The following is a 7,093-nucleotide window of genomic DNA, read 5'->3' as shown; positions in this document are numbered from 1 at the left end:
CGCCGCCGCAGCCGGGGGCACCGGCTCCGGGGCCGGTTCGGGAGCCGGTGCGGGCTTGGCCGCCGGCGGGGGCACCAGCCGAACCTTGTCGGCGTTGAGCTGATCCTTCATGCGCGCCGGTTCGCGCCCGCTGGAAAACATGCTGTCGAAGTAGCCTTGCTGATAGGCGAACAGGCCGGCGTTGCCGAGCAACAGGATCCAGAAAATGAATTTCAGCATGGAGTCATGGAGGCCTTGTGCAGGCCAATGAGGACGAGGTTGTCGACGCGCTGGTGCGGCACCGACAGGTGCGGCGCGATGAGCGATGCCGCGCCGCCGGAAAGGATGCACTGCACGTTGCCACCGTGGCGCGCGTGCGCCGCGACAGCCCGTTCGATGGCGCCGGATTGCGCCGCCAGGCAACCGCTGGCAATGGCGGCATCGGTGTAGTCGGCGAAGGGTTCGGCGATGTCGATATGGCCGGCGACCTGCGGCAGCTGCGCCGTGTTCTTCGCCAGCGAACTCGCCATCAGTCCGAGTCCGGGCAGGATCATGCCGCCGAGGAACACGCCGTCCGGCGTCACGGCGTCTACCGTGGTCGCCGTGCCGCAGGTGGCGACGACCAGCGGCCGTCCGGGAAACAACGCGTGCGCACCGATGGCCGAAGCGAAACGATCGCAGCCGAGCTGGGCAGGATTGCGGTAGTTGTTGCGCACGCCGGCCAGTTCGGCGGCGGAAGCGAACCATTCCAGCGGCACCGGCTGCATGCCGAAGGCGCCGAGCAAGACCTGCTCGATCGCATCGCGCATCGGCTCTCCCGCCACATTGGAAGCAAGCACGCGCACCACCTTGTGCGCACGCCATGCATCGCTCAGGCTGCGCACCTGCGCATGCTCCACCATGCCTGACTCGGTCCAGCGGCCGAGCGCCTCCGGGCGGCGTTCGGCGCTCGGCACCACTGCCCACTTGACGCGGGTATTGCCTGCATCGATCAGCAGCAGCATCGCCTATCCTTTCGGGCGCAGCGAAACATCACCAGCCATCACCACCTTGCGCCCGGCCGGGGTGTCGAGCACGAAGCGCCCGATATCGTCGACACCGACCGCCACGCCTTCGTGCAGCACCTTGCCGTTGTCGAGGATCACGACGGCCTGCCCGGTGTAGGCATGCAGCGCATTCCAGCGTGCGGTGAACGCGGCCAGCCCCTCGTGCTCGAACTGCACCAGCGCCTCCGCCAAGCCGCTGGCCAGCGTGGCCATCAGCATGTCCTGGTCGAGCTCGGCCAGCCAGGGAATATTCGCGACAGGGCGGCCAATTTCCGCGCTCATGCTGTCGCTGAGCGCGATATTGATGCCGATGCCGGCGACAGCCCAGCTCGCGTCATGGGGAACGTGGCCGGCGGCGGCGGATTCGATCAGGATGCCCGCCAGCTTGCGTCCCTCGTGCAGGACATCGTTCGGCCATTTGAGGCGCACCGGCACATTGAACATGGCCAGCGATTCGGCGATCGATACGCCGACAGCCAGCGGCACGCCGACCAGCGCATGCACCGGCAGGCTGAATTTCCACGCGAGGGAAAAGGTCAGGGACCTGCCCGGCGCGGACATCCATTCGCGACCGGCGCGGCCCCTGCCGGCCGTCTGCGATTTCGCAATCAGCAGGCGCGGTGCAGTCAGCGAGGGCAGCGCCGCGAGCAGGTCGGCGTTGGTGGAGCCGGTTTCCTCGACCACCCGCACGTCGATCTGCTGGGCGGCGGGACGGAGCAAGTCGGCGATCCGTTCGGAAGAGAGGGTCTGGGTCATGCGCACATTGTAATGGATGCCCCATGCTGCAATCTCCCTTAAACTATCCGCATGTCAAATGAACAAGCACCGACACTGACGATCAGCAAGGGAACGCCTCCTGCGGTTGCCGCTGCCGGCCGCTGGCAGGTACACGCGCTGGCCGATCCTGCCATCATCAGGGGACTGGCCGCTGCGCTGCGCTCAGTCCCGGCAAGCGCCGCCACGTGGGATTTGTCGCAGCTCTCCGGGCTGGACCATATCGGCGCGCAATTATTCTGGAATGCCTGGGGCCGGTCGCGCCCGCCTCACCTCACACTGGCGCCCGAACATGAAGAAGTCTTCAACCGCATCGAACAGGCCGGCACGCTGGCATTGCCTGTACAAACCCGGCAACCGTGGTACTCGCTGGCCGGCCTCACGCGCAGGACGCAAGAGTTCGCCGGCCACCTGGTCGGATTCGTCGGACTGATCGGGCAACTGACGCTGGACCTCGGCAGTTTCCTGCTGCGTCCGCAGCGCGGCCCGTGGAAAGAAATTTCCGCCAACATCTTCCATATCGGCTACCAGGCACTGGCGATTACGGCGCTGGTGGGATTTTTGATCGGTGTCGTGCTGTCCTACCTGTCGGCACAGCAACTTCATACCTTTGGCGGTGATATCTATCTGGTCAACATCCTCGGCATGAGCATCGTGCGCGAACTCGGCCCCTTGCTGGCGGCCATCCTCGTTGCCGGACGCTCGGGTTCGGCGATCACCGCCCAGCTTGGCGTCATGCGCGTGACGGAAGAGCTGGATGCAATGCTGGTGATGGGCATGCCGCACGGATTCCGGCTGATCCTGCCGCGCGTGCTGGCATTGGCGATTTCGATGCCGCTGCTGGTGGTGTGGACCGATGCGGTGGCGCTGCTCGGAGGCATGGCGGCGGCGAAGGTCGAGCTCGGCCTGTCGTCCACTTACTTCCTGCAGGAACTGCCCGGCGCTGTGCCCCTGCCCAACTATTGGATCGGGCTTGGCAAGGGCGTCGTGTTCGGCTGCCTGATCGCACTGGTGGCCTGCCATTTCGGCCTGCGCATCAAGCCCAATACGGAAAGCCTGGGCCAGGGCACCACGCTGTCGGTGGTCACCGCGATCACCGTCGTGATCCTGGCCGACGCGGTGTTCGCGATCGTGTTCAAGGGAGTCGGATTCTGATGGCCGCGCCGATCATCCGCATCCGCGATTTGTGGACGCAGTTCGACCAGTTCGTGGTCCACCAGGACCTGAACCTCGAGGTGCGGCAGGGCGAGATCCTGTCGCTGGTCGGCGGCTCGGGTTCGGGCAAGACCACGCTGCTGCGCCAGATGCTGGGCCTGGAGAAGCCGACGCGCGGCCACGTGGAAGTGTTCGGCGAAGACATCCATCGCGCCGGCGGCGCACGGCTGCGGCAGCTGCGCAACCGCTGGGGCATGCTGTTCCAGCATGGCGCGCTGTTCTCTGCACTGAGCACGCTCGACAACGTGGCCCAGCCGATGCGCGAACTCGGCGTGCTGCCGGAAGAGCTGATCCGCGACGCCGCGCTACTGAAGCTGGACATGGTCGGCATCACACCCAAGGATGCGCAGAAGATGCCGGCCGACCTGTCGGGCGGCATGGTCAAGCGGGTGGCGCTGGCACGCGCGCTCGCGCTTGAGCCGGAACTGCTGTTCCTCGACGAGCCGACCGCCGGCCTCGACCCCGACCTGTCGGAGAGCTTCGTGTCGCTCATCAGCAGCCTGCACCAGCAGATGCGGCTGACGGTGGTGATGGTCACCCACGATCTCGACACGCTGTTCGCGCTGTCGACCAAGATCGCGGTGCTGGCCGACAAGCGCGTGATCGCGCTCGGCGCGCCGAAGGAGGTGATTGCCTTGCCGCATTCGTTCATCCAGCGCTTCTTCCTCGGCGAACGCGGCAAGCGCGCGCTGGAAGTGTTGCGCGAGAAGGAAATGGAAACCAACCATGGAAAATAAGGCGCATGCCCTGATCGCCGGCCTGTTCACCATCGTGCTGCTGGCCGGCGCCGTCTTCGTCGGCATCTGGCTCAACCGCGACCGCGTCGAATACGTGCCATACCAGATCGCCACCAAGCTGTCGGTGCCCGGCCTCAATCCGCAGGCCGCCGTCCGCTATCGCGGCCTCGACGTGGGCAAGGTCGACGACATCACCTTCGACCCGGAGGTGGTCGGGCAGATCCTGGTGCATATCAGCGTGAAGCCTGACACGCCGATCACCAAATCCACCTTCGCCACGCTCGGTTACCAGGGCGTAACCGGCATCGCCTATGTGCAACTGGATGACGACGGCAAGCAACCGGTCAAGCTGCACAGCACGCCGCAGCAGGTAGCGCGCATCGAGATGCGGCCCAGCCTGTTCGACGAGCTGCAGACGCGCGGCCTGGCGATCCTGCAACAGACGCAGGAAGTGGCGCAGCGCATCAACAACATGCTCGAGCCTGGCAACCAGAAGGCGATCCTGTCCGCCTTCGACAACGTGAGCAAGGCGGCAACGGAAATCGAATCGATCCCGCGCCAGCTGGAACCGACGCTGGCGAAACTGCCGGCGGTCACCACGCAGGCGCAGAAATCGCTCGCATCGCTGGACACACTGTCGAAGGATATGGCCGCGCTCGCCGGCAGCCTGAACAACATCGCCACGCGCCTGAACCAACAGGGCGGCGCCATCTCCACCATCACCGACACCGCCGCGCGGCTCGGCTCGGTTGCCGAACGGATCGAGCACGAGACGCTGCCGCTGGCGGGTGATGCGCGGGCCACGATCCGCTCGCTCAACCGCGCCCTCGACAATTTCAGCGAGCGGCCGCAGAGCGTGCTGTTCGGCACGCCGGATCTCGCGCCCGGACCGGGCGAACCCGGCTTCGCGGCGCCGTCGAAATAAGGGAGGAGAAGCATGAACAGATCCGTTTCCGCCATCGTCCTGCTGCTTGCGGCCGCACTCTCCGGCTGCGCGATCGTGAACAGGTCCGAATCAGTAGCTACACTGTACGACCTCGGCCCGCTGACAACGCAGCAGGGCTTGCCTGCCTTGCCGCCGGTCAGCGTCGCGGGCGTGCAGATGCCGGCCTGGCTGGACAGCAGCATGATGTTCTACCGGCTCGACTACGCAAATGCGCAGCAGCCCCGCGCCTATGCGCAGGCGCGCTGGACGATGACACCGGCACAGTTGCTGACACAGCACCTGAAGGCACGCATCGCGCAGGCCGGCGGCGTCGCGCTGGCGGCATCGGACGGCGCGCTCGACGTGCCGGTGCTGCGCATCGAAGCCGACGATTTCACGCAGCATTTCGCATCGGCGTCGGAGAGCACTGGACAGGTGGCATTGCGCGCCTCGCTGTACCGCGGACGGGCGCTGGTCGCGCAACGCAGCTTCGTGCGTCAATCACCTGCGGGCAGCGCCGATGCACCCGGTGGCGCGGCGGCGCTGTCGGTGGCAAGCGATGCGGCCATCGGTGACATCATCCAGTGGCTGCACGGACTGCCGTTGAAATAATTTCTCTTGCCGCCACCGGCGACTCTGCAGACAATACGCTAACCCCCAACACCAAGGCCACGCTTGCAGACCGAGGAAAAACAGCAGATCGCTCCCAGCGAAACGACCCAGCCGGCGCATGCATCGACATTCGCCCGGGTTGGCCTGCTGATGTACACCTTCCTGATCATCTACGCGAGCCTCTATCCGTTTTCCAACTGGAGCGATATCGGCCTGCCCTTGTGGGCATTCCTCATCATGCCGATGCCGCATTACTGGACCGGCTTTGATGTCGCGACCAATGTGATCGGCTACCTGCCCTTCGGCATGCTGGTGGTATTTGCGCTGTACCCGCACCTGCGCGGCCTGCCGGCGGTCATCGTCGCGGTCTTCGCCGGGGTGATGCTGTCAGGTTCGCTGGAAGCGTTGCAGACCTTCCTGCCCAACCGCGTGTCGTCCAACCTCGATTTCCTGACCAATCTCGCCGGCACCTGCATCGGCGCGTTCCTCGGCGCACCGTTGACGCATGCCTTCCTCGAACAGAGCCGCCTGCTGCAGTTGCGGCGCGACTGGTTCGTGCCGGATGCCGGGCGCGGCCTGATCATTGCCGGGCTCTGGCCTCTCGCCCAGATCTATCCGCAGGGCTACCTGTTCGGCCACGGGCAGGTGATGCCCATCCTCTCGAACTGGCTGTCCGAATGGATGGAATCCCCGGTAGACCTGGTCGCCCTCATGACACGCGACATCCAGCTGACGGTGCAGGAATACTGGCTTGCCGAAACGCTCATCACCGCATTCGGCATGATCGGCGCGATGCTGACCTGGTCCATCCTGCTGCGCAAGCAGGCGCCGCGGCCCATGCTGCTGCTCACCTTCTTCGCGGTCGCCCTTGGCGTCAAGGCGATGGCCAACGCCCTGCTCTTTTCACCAGCCAATGCCGTCGCCTGGCTGACGCCGGGCGCCAAGGGCGGGCTGCTGATCGGGACGATGATGGTAGGCGGACTGTCCTATGCGCCGCCGGTGGCGCAGCGCTGGCTGGCGGCGCTCGCGCTGGTGCTGGGCTTCATTGCGATCAACCTGGTGCCGGCCAATCCCTACTTCGTCGCGACGCTGCAAGCCTGGACACAGGGAAAGTTTCTGAATTTCAACGGCGCCGCGCACTTCCTGTCGATTTTCTGGACCTTCTTCGCGCTGTGGTTCCTGCTGCACCCCGCGCATCGCCTGAAACGCGTCTAGACGGGGTGTATCATTGTCGCCTTTACCGCGAGAATGACATGTCTGACAAGCCCTACTATCAACACCACGTCTTTTTCTGCCTGAACCAGCGCGAGGAAGGCCGCCCCTGCTGTCACGACAAGGGTGCGCAGGCGGCACAGGAACATGCGAAAGCACGCATCAAGCAGCTCGGCCTCAACGGCCAGGGCAAGGTGCGCATCAACAAGGCCGGCTGCCTGGACCGCTGCGAAGAAGGCCCGGTACTGGTCGTCTACCCCGAAGGCACCTGGTACACCTATGTCGATAAGAACGACATCGACGAGATCATCGATGAGCATATCGTCAAGGGCAAGCCGGTCGAACGTTTGAAAATCTGACATGAATTCCCAGACCCAACGCTTCTCCCTCAGCGGCGCTGCCGGCAACCTCGAATGCGCGCTGGACCTGCCGAACGACACGCCGCGCGGCGTCGCACTTGTCGCGCACCCGCACCCGCTGTACGGTGGCACGATGGACAACAAGGTCGCGCAAACGCTGGCGCGTGCCTTTGTCGCACTCGGCTACGCCACCGCGCGCATGAATTTCCGCGGCGTCGGCAAGTCGCAAGGCGA

9 protein-coding genes and 1 pseudogene are annotated in these 7,093 nt (G+C 65.1%); 7 read left to right on the top strand and 3 right to left on the bottom strand.

The window, feature by feature from the left end; translation table 11 throughout:
* The 3 genes and pseudogenes from AYR66_RS29870 to AYR66_RS05750 form a co-directional block, all read right to left on the bottom strand.
* Nucleotides 1-219 (bottom strand): annotated as a pseudogene (locus AYR66_RS29870) (SPOR domain-containing protein); the annotation flags it as partial.
* Nucleotides 213-983 (bottom strand): type III pantothenate kinase, encoded by a 771-nt coding sequence (locus AYR66_RS05755; protein WP_088706730.1) that lies wholly within the window; start codon nt 981-983, stop codon nt 213-215. The pseudogene AYR66_RS29870 and the gene AYR66_RS05755, both read right to left, overlap by 7 nt.
* 3 nt (nt 984-986) lie before the next feature.
* Entirely contained in the window at nt 987-1,781 is a 795-nt protein-coding gene (locus tag AYR66_RS05750) for a biotin--[acetyl-CoA-carboxylase] ligase (RefSeq protein ID WP_088706729.1), read from the bottom strand.
* A gap of 51 nt (nt 1,782-1,832) precedes the next feature.
* On the opposite strand from AYR66_RS05750, the gene AYR66_RS05745 reads away from it, so the two are divergent.
* From AYR66_RS05745 to AYR66_RS05715, 7 genes are all read left to right on the top strand, one after another.
* The gene (locus AYR66_RS05745; protein ID WP_088706728.1) at nt 1,833-2,954 is read left to right on the top strand and encodes an MlaE family ABC transporter permease; all 1,122 of its coding nucleotides are present in this window, start codon (nt 1,833-1,835) and stop codon (nt 2,952-2,954) included.
* Entirely contained in the window at nt 2,954-3,751 is a 798-nt protein-coding gene (locus AYR66_RS05740; protein WP_088706727.1) for an ABC transporter ATP-binding protein, read from the top strand. Before AYR66_RS05745 ends, AYR66_RS05740 begins: the two co-directional genes overlap by 1 nt.
* Nucleotides 3,741-4,676: an MlaD family protein gene (locus tag AYR66_RS05735; RefSeq protein WP_088706726.1), complete on the top strand. Its 936-nt coding sequence runs from the start codon at nt 3,741-3,743 to the stop codon at nt 4,674-4,676. The genes AYR66_RS05740 and AYR66_RS05735 overlap by 11 nt, the downstream gene beginning before the upstream one ends.
* A gap of 12 nt (nt 4,677-4,688) precedes the next feature.
* Entirely contained in the window at nt 4,689-5,288 is a 600-nt protein-coding gene (locus AYR66_RS05730; protein ID WP_088706725.1) for an ABC-type transport auxiliary lipoprotein family protein, read from the top strand.
* A gap of 63 nt (nt 5,289-5,351) precedes the next feature.
* The gene (locus tag AYR66_RS05725) at nt 5,352-6,503 is read left to right on the top strand and encodes a VanZ family protein (protein WP_234814785.1); all 1,152 of its coding nucleotides are present in this window, start codon (nt 5,352-5,354) and stop codon (nt 6,501-6,503) included.
* A 38-nt stretch (nt 6,504-6,541) separates the two neighbouring features.
* Entirely contained in the window at nt 6,542-6,859 is a 318-nt protein-coding gene (locus AYR66_RS05720) for a (2Fe-2S) ferredoxin domain-containing protein (protein ID WP_088706724.1), read from the top strand.
* A 1-nt stretch (nt 6,860) separates the two neighbouring features.
* A partial coding sequence (locus AYR66_RS05715; protein WP_420093088.1) for an alpha/beta hydrolase occupies nt 6,861-7,093 on the top strand: 233 nt, incomplete at its 3' end.

The sequence above is a fragment of the Noviherbaspirillum denitrificans genome (assembly GCF_002211445.1).
In the GTDB taxonomy this organism is placed as follows: domain Bacteria; phylum Pseudomonadota; class Gammaproteobacteria; order Burkholderiales; family Burkholderiaceae_D; genus Noviherbaspirillum; species Noviherbaspirillum denitrificans.
This window is presented reverse-complemented; position numbering and strand designations above follow the sequence as displayed.